Origin of the sequence: Brevibacterium sp. ZH18, from assembly GCF_022748595.1 — a bacterium.
GTDB lineage: Bacteria > Actinomycetota > Actinomycetes > Actinomycetales > Brevibacteriaceae > Brevibacterium.
The window spans coordinates 12,993-34,305 of the sequence record NZ_JALDSX010000038.1; the positions used below are offsets into that span (position 1 = coordinate 12,993).

Below are 21,313 nucleotides of genomic sequence, written 5' to 3' on the forward strand. Positions count from 1 at the left end.
TCAAACATCGACAACCCCGGGACCGAACCTCACGCAACCTCACCAAACGGTGAGGCCGAAACTGAACCTCACCAACCGCGTGTCAGGGCTGGGAATTGTCCCGTGGATGGAAGGAAACTATGAGCATGAGTGAGCAAACGCCCCGTGACTTCGACACCAGCATCCCAACCGTGGAAGATGCCGCACTGTACTGGCAGTGGGGCGGTCACATGTGGCAAGCACCTGAGCGGTTCGATCGGATGATCGCCAAGGTCAAAGCTGATGTGCTGAGGGAAGCGGCCTACGCTCTCGTTGCGCGGGCGGGGCTACTCAAGCCAATGCATGGCGAGCACCCCGCCGTGAAAGAACTGCTGGAACGCGCCGACCGGATCGAGGAGAAAGCATGAGTAAATACTGCGCGTGGGGATCGTGTGAAATCTGCCAATCGCCATAGGTCTACTCGTAGTCATACCGTAACGAAATCCGAGACTACGCGCCGAAGGGCTGCGCGGAGCTCGGCAACCTCGTGCCATACGCCGATTTCAGGACGAATAGCTGATTCCAGTCACATCAGACTGGCCCGGCTCAAGCTAGCATAAGAACAACCACAGCCCATAGTCAGGAGTGACATGACCTCACTGCAACGTCTACTGGACCTAGCCTCGTACCGTCAAGCATTGACGGTTGCGTTCGAACACGGAGTTGCCTTCAGCGATGAGCTGAGGAGTGGACTGGCATGGGACATCGAATCGCCCATCGAAGTTGACAGCGAGGAATGGTCAGCTTCGATCGACGCTCTGCGTGTGGCGTTCGAAGTTGGTTCAAGAGAAGGATTTGACAGCGTCAAAGAAGAAGTGTCGGAATCAATCCCAGAATTATCGAACCCTCAGCGCGAAGTTTTAGACAAAATTATTCAGCCTTATGCTGCCGGAGTGGAGAGGCTTCGCGGACTGCAATCGCGAGATAGCTTTCTTCCGAATCTAATGAGGAGTGCATTGAGTATTGATCTTCAGCTCCTCGAAACTGGCGGAGAAGTCGGCGCTCAAGTTGCTCCGGTTGTCACTGCCCGCTTCGATTTCGATGAACATGTTGCAGGCCAAGACGCAATTTCATTTCGGATACCGCTTTCTGCGCTCGAAGAACTTAGTGAAGATCTAGCGGAAGTTCATTCAAGAATCAGAAGGCTGTCCGATTCTGAAATTGCGGTGGAGGTGCCCAGGTGGGCCCGGTCGGCGGAAAATTCGGGAAATGACGAATGATGCTTGAGTTCGTGGACATTCTGAGCAATTCTTCGGGCAGCGAAAGCTTGGTTGATTCCGGTTCTGGAGCGATAAATTTTGGCACTGCGATTATTGCTGCCATAACCGCCATTATCAATGTTCTGGCATTGTTCCTAAAATCGAAACTTGATCCAACTGCGGCCAAATTACTTAAAGATCAGTTCTCCGAAATTAAGGAAATGAATAAACGAACTAGTAAAAACATGAAAGAGCTGAATAAGCTTCTCAACACGCGCCTACGTGAGGTAGAATCGACCATTACACGCATTGACCGGAGGCTTGAGAGGGGGGATTCAGAGTGACGCAGATGTCAGTCCTAGTGATCGGGGTGAGCATCACGGCTCTGATCACCTCAGTGCTCCTGTTGGTGCGCGAGCTGTTGAATGCGAGGCGTGCGAAGCGCTATGCAAGTTCGGCGCTAGATGCGAGTAGGGATCTCCTGGAGATTTCGGAGAGCTTGAAAGCTGCGTTGGACGTGAAGTATCAACCTGAACACACTGGGTCTCCTGCGATCGAGCCGGTTCGTCGCCACTCCGGGATTGGTGATGTCCCTGTCTCATTCTTCGTGCACGACAAGGTTTCTGATCTACTGGCCGAGGAAGATTTGAGTCCTAAGCCTTTGGTGTGGAAATACAGCAACTGGCAATTTGAAGCTTCTGAACGTCATGAGGAGGTCTTTCGCGCCTTGCAGGTGTTAAGTAACCTTCAGGGCGCAGTGAGTGCAGAAGAATTGATTCGTCTACATCGGTCTCTAGACATTGAATCGCCCGGAGTTGAGGGTCTGTATTCATCCTCGAGCGAGTATGTGATGCATAAATACTCGCGACCGAAGTCCGCACATGAAGCAGTCGTTGAGAAGCGTGTTCTGCGCGAAAGGCGGCAGGCTAAGGATTCAGGACGAGCATTTGGTCAGCGTAGTTCCTACGTTTAATTAATTGGCTAACAATGGGTAGTTGGTGAGTGCGTTTGGTTTGAGCGCGCTCGCCAATTAATTTTATGTCTTATTGTCAGCGTGTCGTCTCTGGTAACTTTCCCGTGTCCGGTCGCATGCTCCATGCATGATAGTTCGCAACCTCACCGCCGACGCCCTCGGGAAGACAGTCGCCCTCCCGACCCTCGCAGCTCTCGGACGATGCTCACGCGGCATCCTCCACAACATCACCCTCAACGCCGCCAACGACACCAGCACCCTCACCATCGGGGACCACCAACACTCGGTACCCAACGGTGCGACCATCTACGTCACCACCGAAGTGTCGGGGCTCTGATGGTGGCCGTCGACAAGTCCGGCTGGGATCCGGCTAAATGCCAAGCCACCTCGAAGAAGCGCGGCGACCAGTGCAAGAACTATCCCGTCCGCGGCCTCCGCGTATGCCTCCGCCATGGGGGAGGATCAAAGAAGGCCCGTGCCGCCGCTACCCGCAACCTCGAGCAAGAGAAGCTCACCCGCGTCGCCCGACGCCTCGGCACACCCCGTACCGACCTCGACCCCGCGCAGGCACTCTTGGATCTCGTCGCATCCAAGGCCGGCGAGGTCGAATGGTTGCGACACCAAGTCGAACTCCTCGAGACCGACGGTGAACTGTGGTGGGGGAAGACGAAGGAGTCCGAGGAAGACAACCCCATGGGCGGAAAGTCTGAGACCGTCCATGAAGCTCGCCAGCACATCGTGTACACGCTGTTGCACAAAGCCCAGGACCAGCTTGCCCGGTACGCCGGCGAAACACTCAAGGCCGGCGTCGACGAACGGCAAGTTCGCATCGCTGAGCGCACCGGTGAACAGTTCGAAGCTGTCATCACTGCCTTACTCCCTGCGATCGGTGCCACCCCGGAGCAGATGAAGCTCGCGGCCGTCGAGATCCCGAAGATCCTCCGCAACGTCGGGGGAGGGGCCAAATGACGATCCAGCAAGTCCAAGCCCAACGAGAACGCATCCGCCGGGCAGCCGGCCTCCTCGCCCTCGAGCACGCTGCCATCGGATCCACCCCGCCCGGGCTGACCGTGAAAGGCCACGCCCAGTCCATCTACGACGACGGCATCCACCAAGCCGAAAACACAGCCGGGACGGGCGCCATGACATGGGTGACCGCCGCGGAACTCATCGCCAACACATATGAGCAACTCATCAGCGATATGCAGAAAGCAGGACGACCATGATCGAGAACCCGATGAAGGACACCCTGGGCTTCGACCTGAACGTGGCGATTGAGGGCTTGAAGCGTGCTCTGCTTGGACTCCCTGCCGAGGACAAAGCAATCAGCGAACTGAAAGCCACCGCACCAAGCGGAGAGCACGTGAAGTACATCAAACAAGCGACACTACTGGCCGCATTGTGCGTCACCGACGAACAGGTCGAAGCGTTCGCGAATCGCGTCGCAAGAGGAGAAGCGTGATGACCGATAACCCGTGGCTGCCGATCGACACCATGCCACTGTCCACCGTCGGCACCGAGGTCGACGTGCGAGAAGACCGGCGACTCCACTCCGGAATCAAAGTCTCCGGCATTCGGTACGAACGCGAAGTGGTTGAAGAACAGATGATGTTCGGCGAAGCGCCCATGATCTGCATCGGCCCGATCTACATGTTCACCATCACCCTCACCACCGGGAGCCTCCACGTAACCCCATCAGCCGAATGGAGGCCACATGTCTGACCCAGTCCCAGCACAGCGCATCAGGGGTCTCTGCGACCAGATCAGCGACCTCATGGAAGCCAGCCTCCCCACCGCCGGAGTGCAACGACTCAGCGACGCACCCGGCGTAGCCACAGAACCACGCCTACCCCTGCACCACGACACCATCGACACCCGAGCCAGCCTCAAACAGATCCTCACCTCGTGGGCCCTCCTCATCGTTGAAGAACGAGACATCGAATACGACAGTGCCGACAACGCCACCGCCATCGCCGCATGGATCTACCAGCAAGCCGACTGGCTCGCCGCACACCCCGCCTACGACGACTTCATCACCGAAGTCGAAACAGAAGTCGCCGAGCTCTCCCGCATCGTCAACCGTGGAGTGTCATCACGGAAGTTCTGCGGATGGGACAACGGGCGGCCAGTGTTCGCCGACGGCAACGAGCTGAGAGCAGGGGATGCAGCCGGCGAAACCCTGCGCAATGGCAGGGCCGCTCTTGCTGTGACTGTCCTCGACGTCGACCTTCCCGCGAAAGACTGCGCCGAAGCACTCAAACTCCACGGCCACGAAGTCACCGCGAAGCAGATCCTCAAACTGCAAGAAGTAGACGAGAGGCGACGGGCGCGAGGTGCCATCGGACCGCACGAAGGACTCTCCCCAGTGTGCCGAGAAGGAACACGTAACACCCCAATTTTCAGAGTCTCCGAAGTGCTGGCGCGTCTAACTAGACAACAGGCATCGTAGGGGATTAACGTTATGTGTAATGAGATTCGTGCCTTCGGGCGTGGGTCTCATTTCGCATTCACGGGGTGTTTGTCACTTTTCTACCCGTCGAGTGCGTTCCCCGCCCCCTGTTGCAGCCGCGACCATCTCACCGCAGGCTCCAGGGGGCATCAAACTCGCAGGGCCGGACTGCGTTACCAACCGGGGCAAGCGGGATGCGCGATCCCGACCGCAGGGCCGAGAGCCCGACAAGAGCGTGACACCACAGCCCCGCTCACGGGCTCATGCCGAGCGGGTGCGCCGTCGCAAAGGTTCACGCCGCCCCATTAGACCAACTCCAGCTGCCGGGTGTTCGCTACCGAGGGTGGTTGCAGTTGCCGAGTTGCCGGAACTCGCACCCAAAACCGGTATCAACTTCATGGAGGTGCGTCGTGTCCGTTGACTGGATGACGGCGCTAGCAGAGAAGCTCGAGCGATCCGCAGACTCACGCCCCCGCTGGGAATCACCCCTCGCGCTCGCCCAAACCATCGACCCGAAAGTCGTGCGCACTCCCGCCCTACAGCTCATCGACGAAGCTCTCGTCCGCGCCTACAACACTCCCGACTCTCGCCTGATCATCTCGGTTCCGCCGCAATCCGGAAAGAGCCAGACAGCCTCCCGACGGTTCCCACTATGGGTGCTCACGCAGAACCCCGACACCCGCATCACCCTCGCATCATACGAGACCGGGGTGGCACGCAGGTGGGGCCGCGCAGTCCGCGATGACATCATGGTCAACACGGATCTGCTCGGGCTCGCCATCAACGATGGCGTGTCAGCCCAGCACGAATGGGAACTCGACGGCCACATCGGCGGCATGTTCACCGCTGGCATCGGCTCAGCCCTGACTGGCCGCCCATCGAACCTCATGATCATCGACGACCCAGTGAAGAACCACGAAGACGCGACCTCCAAGGTCAAACAAGAGACCGCGATCAACTGGTGGACCGAAACAGCGCAGACTCGCCTCCACCCAGGAACGTCCGTCGTCCTCATCATGACCCGATGGTCCACCGGCGACCTCGCCGGCCAGATCCTCAACATGCCCGGCGGAGACGATTGGGAGATCCTCAGCATCCCCGCACAAGCCGACCACGACCCATCCAAGGGTGAGACAGACCCGCTGGGACGGCGACCGGGGGAGTACCTCGAAACCGTCCACGGCATGACCGAAGCCCAGTGGGAAAAACGCAAGATCGCCACCGGGCCGAAGGCCTGGGCATCTCTCTATCAGCAACGGCCCACCCTCGACGAAGGCGGCGTGTTCCCTGCCGAATGGTCACGGTTCAACCAGCCCATGTGGGTCGAACGTGACGACGGCACCAGGATCATCCCCGGCCTATCCGAGAACGGGTATGAGTTGGCAATCAGTGCCGACCTCACGTTCCGCGACACCGAGACGTCCGACTTCGCTGTCATCCAAACATGGCTGCGCGTCGGGCCGAACATTTACCTACTCGACATGATCCGCCGCCGAATGAACTTCAATGACACCCTCGACGCGCTCCGATCCATGGCCGCCAAGTACCCGCAAGCGGCAGCCAAGTACGTTGAAGCGAGGGCAAACGGTGACGCCGCGACTGTCGCACTCTCACGCGAAATGTCCGGCATCATCCCCGTCGAGCCAGAAGGTTCCAAGTACACGAGAATGCTCGCCATCTCACCGTTCGCGTTCGCCGGAAACATCATCCTGCCAACATCGACACTGCTCCCCAACGTGGAAGACCTCATCGAGGAAGCACGTGGGTTTCCGGGAGCACCTCACGATGACGCATGTGATGCCATGGCGATCGCGACACAGAACCTTCTCCTTTACCCCCTCATCGACGAATCGCAACTCGTCGCCGAGGAATGGGCGGGCGAACGCGAGTGGTCAATCTCCCCATTCTGAACCAACACGAAGGAGGCCTCCATGGGCATGCTCGAACGGCTAGGCCTCCGCGAAGCACACGACCCCGAAGTGGACCGCCTCCGCGGCGTAGTCGACTCGCTGGAGTTCAAGCTCGAGGAGAACGCCAACTACCTTGGTCAGCTGCAGGCGTCATTCGCGGAAGATCGCGGCTGGTCTCAGATTGGTGATGAGGGTCAACGAGAAATGACTCCCGAGGCTCGCAGACAAGCCGCTGAACTCTGCCGAGTGTTCGCCATCTCGAATCCCCTCGTGAAGCGTGGCTTGGCCCTGCGCGCAGGGTACGTGTGGGCAGGCGGGGTCGGCATTCAAGCCCCAGACGGCAAGGAGAGTGGCACACAGGACGTCAACTCGGTCGTGCAGAACTTCCTCGACGATCCCGGTAACCGCAAAGCCTTCACCGGCGCTCAAGCGCATGTGCGGATGGAGAACCAGCTCGGCACCGACGGCATGGTCTACGCCGTCCTATTCTCGAATCCCAAGACCGGGTTTACTCGCATCCGCACGCTTGACCCGATCGAGATGACGGACATCATCACCAACCCCGAAGATGCATCCGAGGTCTGGTTCTATCGCCGCGACTATGAAGAGTCGACGATCGGGGAACGGACCGCGAAGGTCACGACCCGACAGAAGACGACTTGGTATCCAGCGATGGGCCACAAGCCCACCAGACGCTTCCCTGTGATCGACGGCAACCCGGTGAACTGGGATGCCCCAGTGTTCATGGTCGCCGTCAACACGGTCGGCAAGTTCGGCGTGGGCGACGCCTACGCTGCTCTGCCCTGGGCAAGGTCCTACCGCGAGTTCCTTGAGGACTGGGCGAAGCTCATGAAGTCCCTCGCTCGGATCGCGTGGAAGCTCTCCGGTAAACGTTCCTCTGCACAGCAGGCACGCTCAGCCCTCAATGGTCTGGGTGAGGCTGGCGGTATCGCGGCCATGGACCCCAATTCGCAGTTAGAGGCAGTACCGAAGTCCGGCGCCACCATCGACGCCGAATCCGGTCGACCCTTGGCCACCATGATTGCTGCAGCCCTCGGACTCCCAGTGACCACACTCCTCGCAGACCCCGGGCAGACCGGCGCACGCGCTGTCGCGGAAACCCTGGACCAGCCGACCCGCCTGGAAATGAACGGGCGTCGTGAAGTCTGGACGGAAACGTACAGGGCGATCCTTGGCCACGTCATCGACCAGGCAGTCCTTGCACCACAGGGACCGCTCAAGGGCGGTGTCTCGGTGGATGCGTACACCCAGCAGGAAGAAGTGATCCTGCAGGGCGAAGCGGACCGCACTCTCACGATCACTTGGCCCGACATTGACGAAACGCCTGTCGACATCATGGTCAAGGCCATCGTCGACGCGGACGCTACTCAGAAGCTCCCACCGTTGGAGACCATGCGACTCCTGTTGCGTGCTCTCGGCGTGCGGGACGTCGACGAAATCCTCGAAGCCTGGACAGACGATGCCGGGAACTTCATCGACCCGAACACGTCGGCAGGTGATGCCGCGGTCGATGCGTTCAACCGTGGCGAGGATCCGGTAGCAGCACTGAACAAGTAGGAGGTGCCGGCGTGGCAATCAACGAACTCACGCTACGCCGGGCCTCCGAACTCCGGGCTGTCGTCGACGAATACGTGGACGCCTCTACCCGGGCACTGACTGCACGGTGGGCGCAAGCCTGGCAGGAGATCGCACAAGAATGGCAGGACACAATCGCTGTGGTCCTGGCACGCAAGGCCGCGGGCGAACCGCTCACACCAGCGCAGATCACGAACCTGGCTCGCACACAACGCGCCCTAGCGATGACGGCCGCGAAACTCCAGGAACTCGCCGCGGAGATCGGGCCACTGTTGGAGGACTCCATCCGTGAAGTCGTCGAACGCACCGCCGACCTGACGACGGGGGTCGCAGCCTCGCAGATGCCACCCGTCGACTCGAAACTGCTCCCCAGCTTCACCCGCGTCGACCAGTCTGCACTCGAGCAGATCATCGAACGGTCGTTGGGTCAGATCCACGCATCGTCACTGCCGCTCTCTGACGAGGCGGTCGACGCCATGAAATCGGCGCTCATTCGGGCAGTCCCGTCCGGTTGGGGGCCAGCAGCTGCGGCGGCGGAAATGCTCAAACGCACACGGTCAGGATTCAATGGCGGGCTCACCCGAGCGATGCGCCTGGCCAGGACCGAGATGCTCGATGCACACCGTGCCGCTAACCGGGCGCAGAACATGGGCAACCCGGCTGTGACTGCTGTTGTGTGGCATGCCGAACTCAGCTCCCGCACGTGCCCTTCCTGTGTCGGCAAGCACGGCACCGAATACCCACCCGATACTCCCGGGCCATTTGACCACCAGAACGGACGCTGCACGTTCATCCCCAAAACACAGTCCTGGGCTGACCTCGGATTCCCCGACATCGAGGAACCGCCGGACCTCATCCAATCCTCGCAGGACTGGATCGACCAGAACCCGCACGATGCCGTCTCTGCCCTCGGACCTGACCGCTACCGGATGCTCATGGACGGCGACATCAGCCTGTCCGACATGGCCAAGCGCGTCGACAACCCTGACTGGCGCCCCTCATACCAAGCGACCTCGCTCGCAGACCTCCGAAAGGCGGCGAAGACATGACCATCCTCAAAGAAGCCGGCACTCTCACCAAAAAGGAGGGCGGGCGGTTCAAGATCGGTGTCATCACCCCAGGCACCGGCTCGTCAGGCACGTATCCCAAAGAAACGATCGAAGCAGCGGGCAGAGACAAAGTCTTCGCGGCAGGCACCCACATGTACCTTGACCACGCCACAGAAGCGCAGGACTGGGAACGCCCCGAAGGATCTCTTCGTGATCTCGTTGGAGTCCTCACCGAAGACGCCCACTGGGACGACGACGCCGGCGGGCTCATTGCTGAGGCGCGCATCTACTCGCATTGGAAGCCAGTGCTTGAGGAGATGAAGGACGACATCGGGGTCAGCATCCGCGCATCCGGTGAAGTGAGAGAGGACGCTGGAAAGCGCATAGTCACTCGGCTCACAGAGGCCCGTTCCGTCGATTTCGTGACCCGGGCGGGCCGCGGCGGCCGCATCCTCGAAGTCATCGAATCCGCGAGGGTGCGCGAGGCCAGCACGCAGGAGACCCGAGAACTGCTGCAGGACGCACTGAAGTCCCAGCACGGCGGCGAGAAACAGTACGTGTGGGTCCGAGATTTCGACACCGACAGTCACGTCGTGTGGTTCGATCTCGAATCCCCGACAGGCTCCGGCACTTATGAGCAGACGTACACGGCCAACGGAACGGACATAGCCCTGGCCGGTCAGCCGACCGAAGTCGTGCCCACCACGAAGTACGTCCCCAAAACCACCCCGGCCCCGGCTGGGAATGGAAATCAAGAATCCGACAACAAGGAGGCATCCGAAATGGGTGACACCAGAAACACGGACACCAGCCGGGTCGACGAAGCCGACTCGAAGAAGCCCAACCCTTTCGCCAAGGGCAACGACAGCGGCTCTGGCGGCGGCAACGGCAACGAGACTGAGGTCGAGAAGCTCCGCCGCGAAAACGGTGAACTCAAGGCCGAAATCAAGCGGCTCAAGGCCCAGGGCGCAAAGGAAGCCCGCCGCCTCGAAGTCGCCAACATCGTCGAGGAAGCATTCGAGAACATCGACGCCCCCGCCACGAAGGACGCACTCATCGAGTCCTTCACCTCATCCGAGAAGGACACGGAGCAGATCGTCAAGGAAGCAAAGACCTTCGCTGACGAACTCACCTTCGCGCCCAACGCAACAGGATCCGTGCGCGGCCTCGGCGAATCCCGCCCAGTCGTCACCGAATCCGACGACACCCCACTGACCTATGACGACCTCGTCGCTCTGAAGGGAGCCTGAAATGGCGAAGAACCAGAAGTACCCCGAGAACAAGCACATCGCCCTCACCGCCGACAAGGACTACAAGTCCGGTCAGCCCGTCGCAATCGGGGCCTACCGTGGCGTCGCCATCATCGATGCCGCCGAAGGCGACCGTGTCACTGTGTGGCTCGACGGGTCGTGGGAGATCGACGTCGCCGGTGCACTCACTGAGGGCCAGGTCGTGTACCTCACCACAGCAGGAGCACTCACCGCAACTGAAGGCACCAACAAGGTGTGGGGCGTCTCGAACCAGGCGAAGGCCACCGGCACCGGCCCCGCCGAAGTCGCACCTTTCGGTGCCGTCCCTCCCGCACCCGCAGCCGGCTGACCAGCCCAACGCATCCCCACACTCTTAGGAGAGAACAATGGAACTAGATCTGCTGGCCGAGGCGGAATTCCGCACCGGCACCACACCAAAGGCGAAGGTGCTCGGCGCTGCCAAGCTCTTTAACGAAGCCCAGAAGGGCGGCCACATGGCTGTCGCCCGCTTCAAGGAAGCCATGTCCACCAGCGACTTCCCGATCCTCCTGTCGAAGGGGTTCGAAGTCGAAGCCATCCAGGCACAGAAGGACGCCGTCAAGGAATACGAGCCGTTCGCTCTCGAACGCAAGGTGCCCGACTTCCGGCCCAAGAAGCTGCGTGACCTGTTTGGCAACACCGAGTTCGAGCCCGTCGCTGAGGGCGAAGAGTACAAGGCCGACACCCTGGACGAGCTCGAAGTCGAATACAAGGTCTCGAAGTTCGGTCGCCGGTTCGGATACACCTGGGAGCTTGCCCTCTCCGGTGACTTCACCGACATGGCCGACTTCCCTCGTCGACTTGGCAACGGTGCTGTCGAGACCTCGAACCGCAACGTGTTTTCCACGTTCGTGTCCGAGACCGGGCCGCGTGCTGACTTCTTCGACTCCGTGGCTCACCTGCCACTGTCCCCGGAGAATCTGCAGAAGGCTGTCGAAGCTTTCGCACTGAAGGAAGACCACCGCGGTGACCTCGTCGACACCACCGGACTCGTCCTCGTCGTCCCTCCGACCCTGCAGATCGAAGCGAACCGCATCATCAACGCGGCCGAGCTCGACCTCAAGGTGACCGAGGGCAACAAGGAAACGAAGACCCGCATCCAGAACCCCTTCCGGGGTCTCGTCCAGGTCGTCGTGTCCCGCAAGCTCGTCGAGATCGACAAGTCCGCGAACCGTGGAACCACCTGGTACCTCCTGGCGAACAAGTCCAGCGTGCACCCGGCAATCCTCCACGTGTCGCTGCTCGGCCACGAGAACGTCGACATTCGCACGAAGCGCGACCAGGGCAACCGGGTCGGCGGCGGCGAGATTCCGTTCGAGGAGGGATCGTACCTCGACGACACGATCGACTTCCGCGGTCGTCACATCGACGGTGCGGCCAAGGGCCTGCAGGATTCGGATGGTAAGGCGCTCGTCGCCTATGCCTCCGATGGCAAGGTCTGATCCACCCCTCATGCACGGTCCCCGCTCCGCACTGACTGCCATCGTGTGGGGCGGGGAACGGCACAACTAAGGGAGTTGTGATGGTCGAATACAACGAACCAGTGCAACAGGTGCGTTTGCTCATAGCCGACCTGGACGCCGGTGAGAATCAGATCTTCTCTGACGATCAGCTGGAAGGTTTCCTCAGCATCACTCGCCAATCGGTGAAGCGTGCTGCTGCGGACGCCCTGGACGCTATCGCATCGTCGGAGGCTCTCACTTCCAAGGTCATCACCACGCAGGATCGTTCGGCGGACGGCGCAAAAGTTGCTGACGCGCTCCGCAAACACGCAGCAGCATTGCGCGGACGAGCCAAGGAAGAAGAGGACGCGGAGGACGACGAACCGTTCTTCATGGCCTTCGACCTCACTGGCCCAATGTCTGCCGAGGGTGAGGAGATGCGGTTATGAGTCCGCTTCCCGCACGAGGCCGGTTAAAAGTGCTACCAGATAATTGGGCAGCTCATCACCGTCCCACTGCGTATGGGTTCCTCACTGGTGACTGTACGGCCTACACGGTCGGCCCTCCCGGTGATTGGGTTCCAGGTGGGAATAGCGGCGGTGATAATCCCACGTACGTCGATAAATGGGAGCACGCACCCTGCTCGGCACAGTTCCTCACCCAGTCAACCAGACCGGTCACGGTCGCCGACGGGGTCGAAGTGTTGGCCACGCACCGGATCAGCGTTCCCATCGCCTCCACGTGGTTGCACTACGGAGACACGATCGAAGTCCTGGACAACCCCGACGATCCGGCACTCAACGGTCGCGAATTCCAGGTGCTCGTCACCGAATCGGGGACGACGAACTGGACGCGTGACTACCTGTGCCAGGACGTGAACGCACGGGAAGTGAGGGCCGCCTGATGGGACTCGATGCCAGCGAGCTCCGCAAGTTCGGCAACGACCTCACGAAGATGGGCGCGAACGCCAACCGCGGCGGTCGCCTCGTCGTCGAGAAGACAGCGGCCGACATCTCCGGAGACGCCAAGAAGATCGCCTTCGACAAGGGCGTGATCGACACCGGCAACCTCATCAACTCCATCGGCTACGACGTCAACCATCGGCCCGGAGAATCCTCAGCGGAGATAGGACCCACGGTCGAATACGCCGGCTACAACGAGTGGGGCACATCGAAAATGCCGCCCCGCCCGTTCCTGGGGCCAGCGTTCGATCGCAGGACCCCGGGCTTCGAGAAGGCGCTCGGTGACATTGTCGATGGCACATGGAAGGGGTGAGCCAACACGGACATCATCACCCTCAATACCTGGACGCTGGATCGTCTGAAATCGATCGGCGTTGACGTCCACGACGGGCGCGTCCCGGACAGTGTCCCCACGACGGCGGGCGGCTTCATCAAGCCATACCTGGCCGTGTGGACCGAGCCCCTGCGCGAACATGATGAGCAACCACTCGACTACTCAAAGCAGGAGACGGCTGGGGCGCTCACGGTCACGGCCGCTGGCGCGACAGCGGGAACAGTTCGCAACCTCTCACAAGAGGTCATCCGGAAACTCAACCGCGTCCCCGCACCCGGTGGGGGAGAGTACCGGCACGTCGAACCGTTCCTCAAGGTCCAGAACGACAACCAGGTGAGCCCCTCGCGGCTGTATCTTCCGCTGTCGTTCGAGTTCCAGCAGCCGTGAGGAAGTCTGGGTAATCACCCGTTCATCCACTTGCGTGCTTCAGCAAGTGACATGGACTCACCGGCCCGCTTCATGTGCGCCTGCAGCTCTGCTGGCGTGGACGAGCGGTTCAGCCCCTCTTCAATCGCTTTAGCCCGCTTAAGTTCACCATCGGCAATTGACTTGATCACCTTGCCGGGATCTTTGTCCCACTTAGCTCCCATGTTTTCACTCCCTTGTAACGGATTGTGAAACCACTGTAATCGCACAACCCCGTAAGCCACGGCGACCCCGTGGCTTTTTTCATGCCCGAAAAGGAGTCGCTATGGCCGAAACCTTCGACCACTTCAAGAACGCCTACGACAAACGCACCGGGGACAAGCTCCCGCACAAGGTGCCCGAGTCTCACTTCGCGATATTCCCCGAAACGCTCTCCCGAGCTGCAAAACCGCAGGTGCGCAGTGCAGCTCCGACCCGACCCACCGCAACCCCAGAAGTCGCCTCAGTCATTGAGGTCGTCAACAAGCAGGAAGGCAAGTAACCATGCCCACACCACTCGCAGATGGCAAGACCAAGGTCACCATCCTCCCCACCGCACCCGCCAACCCGAAGGCCATCAGCCTCGCCGAACTCGAGGCCGGCATCGACGCATCGTGCGCGATCATGATGTCCGACTACAACGTCGGCGCCGCCACTTCCGAGTCCGTCGATGAGAAGGCCCTGTGCCAGGAAGGGAATGCCACCACCTGGGGTGCCAGCAACGGCACCATGGAGTTCACTCTCTTCCTCGACTACGACGAGGACCACAAGCTCGATGTCACCTCCGACCAGGGCAAGGCCTATGAGGCCGTGAAGTTCAAGGGCACCCAGGTGTACCTCGTGCAGCGCGAGACCTCGAAAACCTCGAAGGAAGACTGGGCCGTCGGCGACGAGTACGAGTACTTCCACGGCATCGCCGACAACCCGACTCACATCGACCGCACCGGTTATGTGAAGCGCAAGGTGACGGCCGCGTTCCAGGAGATGGAACTGCACGGCGTCGTCGCGTCGACCACTCCCTGATCTTCGGATCATCCCCAAGACCCCAGTGGGCAGGTTCCTCCATGGCCTGCCCACTGGTCTACCCCCACATGGAGAACCCCACATTTTTTACATGGAGGAACAGAAATGGCTTTCAATCCCGACGACTTCATTGCAGGCATCAGCGCCGCGCAGACCCCAGTCACTATCTTCAAGGCCGCCGACGTGGCCGGTCATCTGCGCGCAGTCGAGGCCGATCTCGAGCTTCTGGCCGGATTCGATGACGAACAGACTCTCGACGCCGGCGCTGAACGCGCTGAGCTGATCGAGAAGCGCGACCGACTGCAGAATGAACTTCAGGACTCCGCGGAGGAGTTCATCGTCCAGGCGCTCGAGCAGGACAGGATCGACGAGCTTACCAAGGAAGCGCGCAAGACGGCGAAGGACCGAGCCGATCAGGCAGCCAAGGACGCTGCGGGTTATGCGCGTGAAGAGTGCAGGCGAGCCGAGATCGGCGACGGCAAAGAGATCAAGGATGCGGTTCGGCGAGCATCACTGTCAGCGTCCGAAGCTGTCATGCGCAAAGAGGCCGGCATTCATATCATCTCCCACGCGGTCGTCACCGACACCGGAGAGCGTGCCTTCACTCCAGAGCAGATGCGTGTCGTGTCCGAGAAGCTCGGCGATACGCAGATGGACAAGCTCTATAAGGCGTTCTACGACCTGACGAGCAATGACCCGGGAGAGCTCATCCCAAAATCGCGGAAGCCTGGGCCGACGGTCGAGGACTAAACGCACTCACGCAGACCCGCACGGCACGGGCATGGGGCCAACCCGTGTCCGTGCTACGCGGGGAACGCAAGCCAGGGAAGAAATGGTCGCAGAAAGACCGCTCTCTCGCCCTGGCTCTCACGCTTTACGAGGCCGACCTGTGCCAAGGGTGTGGTCAACCGATGTCGCTGTCGTCGGGCGAGCATCCGCATGACTACGAGGTGAAGAACACCCGGTGCATGGCGTGCGCGGAGATTGAGGAATTCCAGGATTCCGGCAAGGCAAAGGCACTCGACAGCGGAACTAAGACATACGTGGTCGTTGACGAGTAACTAGCGCTTGAGTGCGGCAACCAAACGCACGATTAGGGCGGCGAAGGCTGAACCCACTGCCAGGAAGAGCGACGCCGCCAACACGACCGTGAATATCACCTGGACCGCCACGTTTGATGCAGGCGGAATCGCGAAGTGACCCACGAGCAAGAGAACGAAGTAGAGGACCCCGGAACAGATCGCCACCAGAAGCAGCAGTACTGAGCGCTTCTTGAGCTGGGTGTATCGACGCTCCCTGCCGTATGGCGTCGATGTATCAGACCGCGCTCCCGAGAAATCGGTAACCGGCTTGTACTGATTTCCGTACCTGTTCGTCCTGGCCATGGCTAGTCCTATCCATCCCGCTTGTAGTCACCAAATCATATAGGAGGCCACTGTCATGACCGAAGTTCGTAGCGTCTCCGCCCTGCTGTCGGTGAAGGTTAACCAGTACAAGGCCGACATGGCCGCAGCCGGTAAGGCTGCTGTGGACGCGGCGAATAAGACAGAGACTGCTTGGAACAAATCCACTACCGGTGCGGGCCGCGCCATGAAGGCGGCCCAGCAGTACAGCCAAGAAATGACCACTGTTGGTGCTGGACTCGCGACCTTCGGCGGAATCGTTGTTGGGGCCCTCGGCCTCGCGACTAAGGCGACAATGTCGTGGGAGTCCGCCTGGACCGGCGTCATGAAAACGGTCGACGGAACACCGCGTCAGCTGGCGGACATCCAGTCGGGTCTGCGCGATCTCGCAAAGACCCTGCCGGCCACCCACGAAGAAATCGCAGCTGTTGCTGAGGCGGCGGGCCAGTTGGGCGTGAAGACCGACGATGTCGTGTCGTTCACGAAGACCATGATCGACCTCGGCGAGGCCACGAACCTCACAGCCGAAGAGGCGGCGACCTCGATCGCTCAGATCACGAACGTCATGGGCACCGCTGGCAAGGATGTCGGGCGTTTCGGCGCCACCCTCGTCGAGCTCGGCAACAACGGGGCGTCCACTGAGAAGGACATCCTCAACATGGCTCAGCGCCTGGCCGGTGCCGGCAAGCTCGCCGGAGCCACAGAGGCCGACATTCTCGCCTTGTCGAACGCGATGGCATCCGTCGGTATCCGTGCAGAACTTGGCGGCGGCGTGATGACCCGTGTCATGAACCGCATGTATGCCGACGTGAAGAACGGCGGCGAAGGACTCGAAGAGCTGGCCCGAGTTTCCGGTGTCACGTCCAAGCAGTTCGCGCAGGCCTACGAAGAGGATCCCGTCCGCGCCGTCGCGATGCTCACCGACGGGCTCAACGGGGTCAAGGAAGGCGGCGGCAACGTCGTCGAGACCATGAAAGAACTCGGCATCAAGGGCACCGAGGAAACGCAGGTCATGCTCCAGCTCGCCGGCGCCGGTGACCTTCTCACTGAGTCTCTCGACATGGGCAAGTCTGCCTGGGAAGAGAACACTGCCCTCATCCAGGAAGCCTCCAAGCGGTACGAGACCGCTGAATCTCGCATCAAGATCGCGGGCAACCAGATCAAGGACACTGCGATCACTCTCGGCGGAACCTTTGCGCCTGCGGTCGCCGGCGTCGTCGAAGGGGTCGGTAATCTCGTCGGCATCGTCGGGCAGGCGCCCGAGCCAGTCATCAAGCTCGGTGGGGCACTCGCTGGCGTCGTGGGAACCGCGTCTCTCGCCGCAGGCGGATTCCTCCTCCTTGCTCCGAGAATCGCCGACACGATCGACGCAGTGAACACTCTGCGCACGAAGTCGGAGGCCCTGGACAAGGTTCTCTCACTGCCCGGCGCGTCCAAGGCGAAGGGCGTCATTGGCGGAGTCACCAAGGCCGCAGTTGCCGCTACAGGTGCCGTCACGGCCCTGATCGCGGCTGGTGCTGTTGCAGACATGTTTGCCGGCAACGTGAAGAGCACGCAGGAGCTGACGAACGCGCTCATTCAGCTCGATGACCAGAACAGTCTGAGCGTGGCTTCTCTCGACCAACTTTTCCAGGTGACAGGGTCTGGTGCCGCGCACATCAACGGTTTCGGCGATGCCCTGGACATCATCAACCAGAACGGGTTCCTCGGCTTCCTCGACAGCGCGGGGTCGATGTTTGGCATCTTCGACTCTAATGCCGAGCTCGCTAAGGACTCCATGGAAGCCATGGATCAGTCACTGAGCTCAATGATGTCGGCGGGCAACATGGACATGCTCGAGTCGAACTTCCGTGCGGCCGCAGAGTCGGCCAAGGAGTTCGACTACTCCGCGGGCGACGTGATCGCCAGCATGCCTACCCTTCAGGGCCAGCTGATCGAGCAGGCGAAAGCCATGGGGTACGCGACTGACAACGCGACTCTGGCAAAAATCGCACTGGGCGAGCTTCCCGTCAATGCGAACGCCGCCGCGGGCGCTGTCCAGGGTGTTGGTAGCGCGGCTGGTGAGGCATCGGACTCGCTGTCGGACATGCTCGATGGTCTTGTGGCCCTTGGCCTCGCCAACCTGGATGAGCGCGAAGCGATGCGGCAGTACGAGGCCGCGATCGACTCGGTCACTGAATCCATCAAGGAGAACGGCACCAGTCTCGACATCACCACCGAGAAGGGCCGCAACAACCAGGACGCCCTCGACGGTATCGCCAGCGAGGGCATTGCCGCAGCGCAGGCAATGGCCGAACACGGCAGGTCGCAGGAAGATGTCCAGGGGCAGCTGCAGAACACCTACGACGATCTCGTGGCCGCGGGTAAGCAATTCGGCATCGGCGGTGACAAGGCCAAGAAGATGGCTCGCGAGATCCTCGAGATCCCCGACGGCGTCAGCGTGAAGTCCTGGATGGACGACGCGGCCAAGAAGGAAGCCAACGCGACAAAGAAGGCCGTCAACGACATTCCGAAAAAGGTCAGCGTCAACGTCGTCTTCAACGTCACTGAGCCGAAGAACGGCATCAAGAACATGCCGGAGAACCTGCTCAACCCGAACAGGAACAGGAGCAAGAGTCCGGGAAGCCTGAACCAGTGGGATCCCAACTTCTACGGCGGCATCGACCTCAAGCCGATGGCTTCTGGTGGTGTCCTGTCGAACATCGCTGAGATGGTTCAGCCGAACACGTGGCGGATCGTCGGTGACCGCATGGATGTCGATGAGGCGTTCATCCCCCTCGATGGGTCGAAGCGGTCGTGGAAGATCCTCATGGAGGCGCTTTCCCGCATGCCCGGAGCAATCCCCATGGCCAAGGGTGGTATTGCGTCGGCTGAGAAGTCGGTGGATGCCGCGCAGGACCGTCTCAAGGCTGCACGCCGGGCGAAGTCGGATGCGAAGTCCAAGACCGCGAAGTCTCAGGCGGAGCGTCGTATTCGCATCGCCGAGGACGAACTGTCGGCGGCGAAGAAGTCTCTGAAGTCCGCGAAGGACAAGCAGAAGGCTGATGAGCGTCTGGCGAAGATCGCGGCGGATAAGGCGAAAGAGGAGAAGGAGCGCCGGCAGCGCGTCGGGGAACTCCAGTCGGATCTGCGTGTTGACATCCGTCGCGGCAACATCCGCGACCAGGTCACCGGTGGTCTCTCCGGCGGCTATTCGGCCGTGGACAGACTCTTCGATCTGGGTTCCAACCAGGACCTGTCGAAGGGTTCGCGTTCTCGCGCTAACTCCTCGGCTAGGAAGTTCGAGGCGAACCTCAAGGCCCTGTACTCGCAGGCCGAGAAGATCGACGCCAAGCTCAAGAAAGCGCAGGACAAAGCAACCGAGCTCAAGGGAATCAAGGATTCGGTAGCGTCCGGTCTGTTGAATGACCGTGATCTGGATGTGTCCACTTCGGTGGTGTCGACGGGGGACGGGAACTTCAAACAGGTCTCTTCCCTGTCGTCCATGTCGGGCAAGACTGCCCGCCTCAAGGAGCTCGTCGGGAAACTGGGGAAGCTCGCAAAAATGGGTATCCCTGGTGCCCTGTTGCAGGAGGTTGCCGGTCAGGGAATTGAGGGCGGTAACGCTGCTGCTGATGCTCTGCTGGGTGCACCGATTGGTGAGCGTAATCAGTTGGTGTCGTCGTGGTCTGAGTTCGACAAGTACGCGAACCAGGCGGGCCAGTACGTAACGGAGGGCTTCTACAAGGGAGGCTCCGCTGCTGCTGACGGTGTGGTGAAGGGACTTGAGGGCAAGCAGAAGAACGTTGAGAAGGCTATCGCCAATCTGGCGAAGGTCATGGAGTCGACGTTCAAGTCTGTCCTCGGGATTCATTCGCCGTCGCGTGTGATGGCTGATCTTGGTGGGTTCACTGCTGAGGGTCTCGTGCAGGGCATGCTCGGTGGTGTCTCGGATGTGCAGTCCGCGGCATCTGCGCTGGGGTCTGCTGCTGTACCGAACCTGATGGCCTACGCACCTGCCGACATGTCCATGGACGTGGGAGTCAACCCCGTCGTCGCTGACGATGAAGGCACGGCGGGTCTTGCGATGCAGGACATGTCGTCGACCACGTTGGACGCGATGGAGCAGATGCGCCTGTCCGTGTCCGACGGGTTCGCTGGAATGCTCGAGAACATCCAACTGGCACAGGCGGGAATGCTTCTGTCGACACAGGACTCCCAACTGGGAATGCTCACGTCGACGCAGACGCATAACGCGGCAATGCTGCTGGATACTCAAACCCAGCAGGCCGCGATGCTGTTGAACACGCAAACCCAGTATGAGGCGATGCGGTCGACTGCTGAGACGAAGCAGATCGCGCAACTCGGCGTGATGACGAATCAGCAGGAATTGATGCGGCTCATGCTCATCGATAAGCAGGCTTCCATGTTGTCGAAGTCGTCGACTGATTTTGAGTCGATGAAGAACACGACGGGAACGAAGTTCTCGACGATGCGCACGAACACCGACACCACCATGTCTGGCATGTATGGCGACTATGACACTCGTCTGGGTGATTTGAAGTCGCTGAACAAGTCTGGTTTCGAGTCCCTGTTGGGTACGTCGAATGCGAACATGGCTGCGGTCCGTCAGGGCATGGATGGGCAGATGAGGGATGCTAAACCCGAATTGGGTGCGAACCTCAACCAACTCATTGCCGTGTTCTCATCGTTCACTGCCTCGGTGAACAAAGCGTTCGGTGATGTGGGTGTGAAGCTCGATGCTCCGGACAAGTTGAAGTTCGCTACTGGCGGTGTCATGCCTGGGTACACACCAGGCAGGGATGTGCATCACTTCCGTTCACGATCGGCGGGGGATCTTTACCTCTCAGGAGGCGAGGGCATCCTCCGCCCAGAAACGACTCGCATGGTCGGCGGGGAGAAGGGCATCAACGCCCTAAACCAGGCCGGGCGGACAGGTAACATTGACGCTCTCACCCACATGCTGGGCGGCGCGGCGTTCGCTGATGGTGGGGTCTACGGGCCGGTGCCGGGCGTTAACGCTTTCGCTGATGCTGGCGTGTGGCGGAATCTGTGGGCGATCACGAAGGACAAGTTCCCGAACGCAACACTCAACTCTGCCTATCGTGGCGGGTCGATGACGGTGTCCGGGAACGCTTCTTATCACTCCAGGGGAATGGCGATCGACACTAGGGCGTGTCTCCTTTATTGACCATTCCAGGACTGGCACGGTGGAGACGTGACTACACAGCAACGACACCGAGTCTTCACTGATGAGCAGT

At 60.5% G+C, this 21,313-nt stretch carries 27 protein-coding genes; 25 read left to right on the top strand and 2 right to left on the bottom strand.

Translation table 11 applies throughout. From position 1 onward, the window contains the following. Positions 1 to 125 precede the first annotated feature (125 nt). From MPN20_RS12885 to MPN20_RS12980, 20 genes are all read left to right on the top strand, one after another. Positions 126 to 386 carry a hypothetical protein gene (locus MPN20_RS12885; RefSeq protein WP_242782752.1) on the top strand — a complete coding sequence of 87 codons (261 nt, stop codon included), beginning with the start codon at positions 126 to 128 and terminating at the stop codon, positions 384 to 386. A gap of 222 nt (positions 387 to 608) precedes the next feature. Next, entirely contained in the window at positions 609 to 1,238 is a 630-nt protein-coding gene (locus tag MPN20_RS12890) for a hypothetical protein (RefSeq protein WP_242782753.1), read from the top strand. An 11-nt stretch (positions 1,239 to 1,249) separates the two neighbouring features. Next, positions 1,250 to 1,561, top strand: a complete 312-nt coding sequence (locus MPN20_RS12895) for a hypothetical protein (RefSeq protein WP_242782754.1) — start codon at positions 1,250 to 1,252, stop codon at positions 1,559 to 1,561. A 5-nt stretch (positions 1,562 to 1,566) separates the two neighbouring features. Then, complete coding sequence (locus MPN20_RS12900) at positions 1,567 to 2,190, top strand: hypothetical protein (RefSeq protein WP_242782755.1); 624 nt, start codon at positions 1,567 to 1,569, stop codon at positions 2,188 to 2,190. Between the two features lie 127 nt (positions 2,191 to 2,317). Next, positions 2,318 to 2,527: a hypothetical protein gene (locus MPN20_RS12905; protein WP_242782756.1), complete on the top strand. Its 210-nt coding sequence runs from the start codon at positions 2,318 to 2,320 to the stop codon at positions 2,525 to 2,527. Next, positions 2,527 to 3,159 (top strand): hypothetical protein, encoded by a 633-nt coding sequence (locus tag MPN20_RS12910; protein WP_242782757.1) that lies wholly within the window; start codon positions 2,527 to 2,529, stop codon positions 3,157 to 3,159. Before MPN20_RS12905 ends, MPN20_RS12910 begins: the two co-directional genes overlap by 1 nt. After that, positions 3,156 to 3,416 (top strand): hypothetical protein, encoded by a 261-nt coding sequence (locus MPN20_RS12915; protein WP_242782758.1) that lies wholly within the window; start codon positions 3,156 to 3,158, stop codon positions 3,414 to 3,416. Before MPN20_RS12910 ends, MPN20_RS12915 begins: the two co-directional genes overlap by 4 nt. Next, positions 3,413 to 3,652: a hypothetical protein gene (locus MPN20_RS12920; RefSeq protein WP_242782759.1), complete on the top strand. Its 240-nt coding sequence runs from the start codon at positions 3,413 to 3,415 to the stop codon at positions 3,650 to 3,652. Before MPN20_RS12915 ends, MPN20_RS12920 begins: the two co-directional genes overlap by 4 nt. Then, a complete protein-coding gene (locus MPN20_RS12925; protein WP_242782761.1) occupies positions 3,652 to 3,912 on the top strand; it encodes a hypothetical protein in 261 nt (86 codons plus the stop codon). Before MPN20_RS12920 ends, MPN20_RS12925 begins: the two co-directional genes overlap by 1 nt. Further along, positions 3,905 to 4,639 carry a hypothetical protein gene (locus MPN20_RS12930; protein ID WP_242782763.1) on the top strand — a complete coding sequence of 245 codons (735 nt, stop codon included), beginning with the start codon at positions 3,905 to 3,907 and terminating at the stop codon, positions 4,637 to 4,639. Before MPN20_RS12925 ends, MPN20_RS12930 begins: the two co-directional genes overlap by 8 nt. A gap of 410 nt (positions 4,640 to 5,049) precedes the next feature. Continuing rightward, positions 5,050 to 6,549, top strand: coding sequence for a phage terminase large subunit (gene terL / locus MPN20_RS12935; RefSeq protein ID WP_242782765.1), 1,500 nt, complete (start codon positions 5,050 to 5,052; stop codon positions 6,547 to 6,549). Positions 6,550 to 6,570: 21 nt separating this feature from the next. Further along, positions 6,571 to 8,127 (top strand): hypothetical protein, encoded by a 1,557-nt coding sequence (locus MPN20_RS12940; protein ID WP_242782766.1) that lies wholly within the window; start codon positions 6,571 to 6,573, stop codon positions 8,125 to 8,127. Positions 8,128 to 8,138: 11 nt separating this feature from the next. Then, positions 8,139 to 9,194, top strand: a complete 1,056-nt coding sequence (locus MPN20_RS17555) for a phage minor head protein (protein WP_242782767.1) — start codon at positions 8,139 to 8,141, stop codon at positions 9,192 to 9,194. Further along, on the top strand, positions 9,191 to 10,444 hold the full coding sequence (locus MPN20_RS12950; RefSeq protein WP_242782768.1) for a hypothetical protein: 1,254 nt from the start codon (positions 9,191 to 9,193) through the stop codon (positions 10,442 to 10,444). The genes MPN20_RS17555 and MPN20_RS12950 overlap by 4 nt, the downstream gene beginning before the upstream one ends. A 1-nt stretch (position 10,445) precedes the next feature. Further along, a complete protein-coding gene (locus tag MPN20_RS12955) occupies positions 10,446 to 10,793 on the top strand; it encodes a DUF2190 family protein (protein ID WP_242782769.1) in 348 nt (115 codons plus the stop codon). Between the two features lie 37 nt (positions 10,794 to 10,830). Beyond that, positions 10,831 to 11,925: a Mu-like prophage major head subunit gpT family protein gene (locus MPN20_RS12960; protein ID WP_242782770.1), complete on the top strand. Its 1,095-nt coding sequence runs from the start codon at positions 10,831 to 10,833 to the stop codon at positions 11,923 to 11,925. Positions 11,926 to 12,005: 80 nt separating this feature from the next. Continuing rightward, entirely contained in the window at positions 12,006 to 12,374 is a 369-nt protein-coding gene (locus MPN20_RS12965) for a hypothetical protein (RefSeq protein WP_242782771.1), read from the top strand. Next, positions 12,371 to 12,829, top strand: a complete 459-nt coding sequence (locus MPN20_RS12970; RefSeq protein ID WP_242782773.1) for a DUF6093 family protein — start codon at positions 12,371 to 12,373, stop codon at positions 12,827 to 12,829. Before MPN20_RS12965 ends, MPN20_RS12970 begins: the two co-directional genes overlap by 4 nt. Further along, on the top strand, positions 12,829 to 13,200 hold the full coding sequence (locus tag MPN20_RS12975) for an HK97-gp10 family putative phage morphogenesis protein (RefSeq protein WP_242782775.1): 372 nt from the start codon (positions 12,829 to 12,831) through the stop codon (positions 13,198 to 13,200). The genes MPN20_RS12970 and MPN20_RS12975 overlap by 1 nt, the downstream gene beginning before the upstream one ends. A 135-nt stretch (positions 13,201 to 13,335) precedes the next feature. Further along, positions 13,336 to 13,608 carry a hypothetical protein gene (locus tag MPN20_RS12980; RefSeq protein ID WP_242782777.1) on the top strand — a complete coding sequence of 91 codons (273 nt, stop codon included), beginning with the start codon at positions 13,336 to 13,338 and terminating at the stop codon, positions 13,606 to 13,608. Positions 13,609 to 13,622: 14 nt separating this feature from the next. Here the strand turns inward: MPN20_RS12980 and MPN20_RS12985 are convergent, their stop codons facing one another. Further along, positions 13,623 to 13,811: a hypothetical protein gene (locus tag MPN20_RS12985; protein ID WP_242782778.1), complete on the bottom strand. Its 189-nt coding sequence runs from the start codon at positions 13,809 to 13,811 to the stop codon at positions 13,623 to 13,625. A 101-nt stretch (positions 13,812 to 13,912) separates the two neighbouring features. On the opposite strand from MPN20_RS12985, the gene MPN20_RS12990 reads away from it, so the two are divergent. From MPN20_RS12990 to MPN20_RS13005, 4 genes are all read left to right on the top strand, one after another. Beyond that, positions 13,913 to 14,128, top strand: coding sequence for a hypothetical protein (locus MPN20_RS12990; RefSeq protein WP_242782781.1), 216 nt, complete (start codon positions 13,913 to 13,915; stop codon positions 14,126 to 14,128). 2 nt (positions 14,129 to 14,130) lie between these two features. Next, positions 14,131 to 14,649, top strand: coding sequence for a hypothetical protein (locus MPN20_RS12995; protein ID WP_242782801.1), 519 nt, complete (start codon positions 14,131 to 14,133; stop codon positions 14,647 to 14,649). Positions 14,650 to 14,754: 105 nt separating this feature from the next. Continuing rightward, the gene (locus tag MPN20_RS13000) at positions 14,755 to 15,399 is read left to right on the top strand and encodes a hypothetical protein (RefSeq protein WP_242782803.1); all 645 of its coding nucleotides are present in this window, start codon (positions 14,755 to 14,757) and stop codon (positions 15,397 to 15,399) included. Positions 15,400 to 15,560: 161 nt separating this feature from the next. Beyond that, positions 15,561 to 15,710: a hypothetical protein gene (locus MPN20_RS13005; RefSeq protein ID WP_242782805.1), complete on the top strand. Its 150-nt coding sequence runs from the start codon at positions 15,561 to 15,563 to the stop codon at positions 15,708 to 15,710. On the opposite strand, the gene MPN20_RS13010 is transcribed toward MPN20_RS13005, so the two are convergent. Then, positions 15,711 to 16,034 (bottom strand): hypothetical protein, encoded by a 324-nt coding sequence (locus tag MPN20_RS13010; protein WP_242782807.1) that lies wholly within the window; start codon positions 16,032 to 16,034, stop codon positions 15,711 to 15,713. A gap of 55 nt (positions 16,035 to 16,089) precedes the next feature. Here MPN20_RS13010 and MPN20_RS13015 point away from each other — a divergent pair, with 55 nt between their 5' ends. After that, positions 16,090 to 21,243, top strand: coding sequence for a phage tail tape measure protein (locus MPN20_RS13015; RefSeq protein WP_242782809.1), 5,154 nt, complete (start codon positions 16,090 to 16,092; stop codon positions 21,241 to 21,243). The last annotated feature ends 70 nt before the right edge of the window (positions 21,244 to 21,313 follow it).

Excerpts from the sequence above, each read along its gene's own strand:
- MPN20_RS12885 (WP_242782752.1), top strand. The coding sequence starts at position 126 with ATGAGTGAGCAAACGCCCCGTGACTTCGACACCAGCATCCCAACCGTG.
- MPN20_RS12890 (WP_242782753.1), top strand. The coding sequence starts at position 609 with ATGACCTCACTGCAACGTCTACTGGACCTAGCCTCGTACCGTCAAGCA.
- MPN20_RS12900 (WP_242782755.1), top strand. The coding sequence starts at position 1,567 with ATGTCAGTCCTAGTGATCGGGGTGAGCATCACGGCTCTGATCACCTCA.
- MPN20_RS12905 (WP_242782756.1), top strand. The coding sequence starts at position 2,318 with ATGATAGTTCGCAACCTCACCGCCGACGCCCTCGGGAAGACAGTCGCC.
- MPN20_RS12910 (WP_242782757.1), top strand. The coding sequence starts at position 2,527 with ATGGTGGCCGTCGACAAGTCCGGCTGGGATCCGGCTAAATGCCAAGCC.
- MPN20_RS12915 (WP_242782758.1), top strand. The coding sequence starts at position 3,156 with ATGACGATCCAGCAAGTCCAAGCCCAACGAGAACGCATCCGCCGGGCA.
- MPN20_RS12920 (WP_242782759.1), top strand. The coding sequence starts at position 3,413 with ATGATCGAGAACCCGATGAAGGACACCCTGGGCTTCGACCTGAACGTG.
- MPN20_RS12925 (WP_242782761.1), top strand. The coding sequence starts at position 3,652 with ATGACCGATAACCCGTGGCTGCCGATCGACACCATGCCACTGTCCACC.
- MPN20_RS12930 (WP_242782763.1), top strand. The coding sequence starts at position 3,905 with ATGTCTGACCCAGTCCCAGCACAGCGCATCAGGGGTCTCTGCGACCAG.
- MPN20_RS12940 (WP_242782766.1), top strand. The coding sequence starts at position 6,571 with ATGGGCATGCTCGAACGGCTAGGCCTCCGCGAAGCACACGACCCCGAA.
- MPN20_RS12950 (WP_242782768.1), top strand. The coding sequence starts at position 9,191 with ATGACCATCCTCAAAGAAGCCGGCACTCTCACCAAAAAGGAGGGCGGG.
- MPN20_RS12955 (WP_242782769.1), top strand. The coding sequence starts at position 10,446 with ATGGCGAAGAACCAGAAGTACCCCGAGAACAAGCACATCGCCCTCACC.
- MPN20_RS12960 (WP_242782770.1), top strand. The coding sequence starts at position 10,831 with ATGGAACTAGATCTGCTGGCCGAGGCGGAATTCCGCACCGGCACCACA.
- MPN20_RS12965 (WP_242782771.1), top strand. The coding sequence starts at position 12,006 with ATGGTCGAATACAACGAACCAGTGCAACAGGTGCGTTTGCTCATAGCC.
- MPN20_RS12970 (WP_242782773.1), top strand. The coding sequence starts at position 12,371 with ATGAGTCCGCTTCCCGCACGAGGCCGGTTAAAAGTGCTACCAGATAAT.
- MPN20_RS12975 (WP_242782775.1), top strand. The coding sequence starts at position 12,829 with ATGGGACTCGATGCCAGCGAGCTCCGCAAGTTCGGCAACGACCTCACG.
- MPN20_RS12985 (WP_242782778.1), bottom strand. The coding sequence starts at position 13,811 with ATGGGAGCTAAGTGGGACAAAGATCCCGGCAAGGTGATCAAGTCAATT.
- MPN20_RS12990 (WP_242782781.1), top strand. The coding sequence starts at position 13,913 with ATGGCCGAAACCTTCGACCACTTCAAGAACGCCTACGACAAACGCACC.
- MPN20_RS12995 (WP_242782801.1), top strand. The coding sequence starts at position 14,131 with ATGCCCACACCACTCGCAGATGGCAAGACCAAGGTCACCATCCTCCCC.
- MPN20_RS13000 (WP_242782803.1), top strand. The coding sequence starts at position 14,755 with ATGGCTTTCAATCCCGACGACTTCATTGCAGGCATCAGCGCCGCGCAG.
- MPN20_RS13005 (WP_242782805.1), top strand. The coding sequence starts at position 15,561 with ATGTCGCTGTCGTCGGGCGAGCATCCGCATGACTACGAGGTGAAGAAC.
- MPN20_RS13010 (WP_242782807.1), bottom strand. The coding sequence starts at position 16,034 with ATGGCCAGGACGAACAGGTACGGAAATCAGTACAAGCCGGTTACCGAT.
- MPN20_RS13015 (WP_242782809.1), top strand. The coding sequence starts at position 16,090 with ATGACCGAAGTTCGTAGCGTCTCCGCCCTGCTGTCGGTGAAGGTTAAC.